Genomic DNA, 1,626 nt, shown 5'->3' on the forward strand with positions numbered 1-1,626 from the left:
GAAAGACACCATGGGTGTACCACAAGCCATACTCTCTTGCAGCACCACGGGAAGATTGTCGGCACGGGTGGGGAAAAGAAACAAATCAGCAGCAGAATAGGCAATGGCTTTAAAGTGATCATTGCTGGCATAACCAAGATTTAATGCTGGGATGCCAACAGTCTCAGCAATTGTTTCGCCACCACTACCAAAGGTTAGCACTATAGTTTCCGCCTTGATAGACTGGGGTAGACTTTGCAACGCTTTCAACAGCAAATCGCCCCCCTTGCGCTTCTCGGCTAAGTTTGTGGCGGCAAACATTAGAACTGTTTTGCCCGTGGGAATGTTGAGTACAGATTTGCACTGTTGGGATTCGAGGGGCTGATAGACTTCAGTATTAATACCATTTGGAATATGGTGAATCCCAAAGCGGTTGAGCATACTTTGCTGAGCTTGCTCACAAAGCCAGCGACTGGGAGTAACAATTGTTAAGTTTGAGTGACTATAAGCCCAGTTTTTTAGCTTCCACTCTATATGAGTATTATCTTTTGGAATAGCTGGGTAAATATTTAGATCGGGACATTTTCCACAACCACGTTTCCAGCGATCGCAGTCATAGCTATAGGCACAATGTCCAGTAAAGCTCCACATATCATGGAAGGTAAACACAGCAGGTTTACGTTTAGTTAATGAAGGGATTGCTAGATAGTTAAAGTATCCACGACTGCCACCATGAAGCACATGAAAATTGAGTACATCGGCGTTTTTATAAAAGCTGTGCTTAGGAATCGTAAAGGTGCCCAGTTTATTAATATAGTAAAGTCCTAGTTGTTGGGTAATCGGGGCAGTTAGTTTATCTAGAATGGCTAAACGGGCAGCATAATCTACACGATCACTAATCGTTTTGGGTCTCCAGACTAACAAGCGTGAGTCTGCGCCTTGACCGAGCAAACCTTGATGGAGTCGGTAGCCTGCGATCGCGGCTCCCCCAGAAAGATCAGATTGATTGATATGTAGGACTTTCATGGTGCTCGGTAATGATTCCAGGTACTTCAACGTTGTTGATTGCTGCTCTTAACTCCTGCTCGTGTTCCAACCTACCAGCTGCATAATTTTCATAGAAAAGCTTGGAAGTAATCTGGTCTCCAAAGCCAACAATACTGGGAACATTAAACAGTAGCTTTAGGGAGACACAAGCTGTACTGACAGCAAACACCCTGGGTTGATTATTGACCCTTGAATCTAGGGGTATAAAAGCTTCGGCAAAAAATACCTCAAACGGTAGAAAAAAGAGGTCTGGTTCTGATAATATTATTATTTTATCAAACAATTCAGATAGGGCATCCTCCAACTTCTGGAGTTTAACATTGTCATCTCTAGGATGGGGTTTTATCACCAGTACTGTGTTTGGCTCTATACCTTCAGTGATCAGGAATTCACGGTAAGCAGCAATTTCATTTTCCAGAGACATTCTACGAGCCTCAGAGAAATTTGAAGTGAGTAGGATTGAAACTGGAGACTCACCAATCTTATTGCGAAACTGAAGAACATATTCTGGATTTACCAAACCCCTGAGCTTTTGAAACGTTTCGAGAAGCCACACTTTATTTAATGTGACAGTTTTCATAGGAGGGGATTCCCCAAACG

At 43.1% G+C, this 1,626-nt stretch carries 2 protein-coding genes; both read right to left on the minus strand.

The genetic code is table 11. The features are described from left to right. Positions 1-1,005 (minus strand): glycosyltransferase (locus F6K51_RS36920; protein ID WP_293031050.1); only part of this gene is annotated, 1,005 nt, incomplete at its 3' end. Further along, on the minus strand, positions 977-1,626 hold a 650-nt coding region (locus F6K51_RS36925; RefSeq protein ID WP_293031053.1), incomplete at its 5' end, for a polysialyltransferase family glycosyltransferase. The genes F6K51_RS36920 and F6K51_RS36925, both read right to left, overlap by 29 nt.

This window comes from Moorena sp. SIO3I8, from assembly GCF_010692325.1.
Classification (GTDB): domain Bacteria; phylum Cyanobacteriota; class Cyanobacteriia; order Cyanobacteriales; family Coleofasciculaceae; genus Moorena.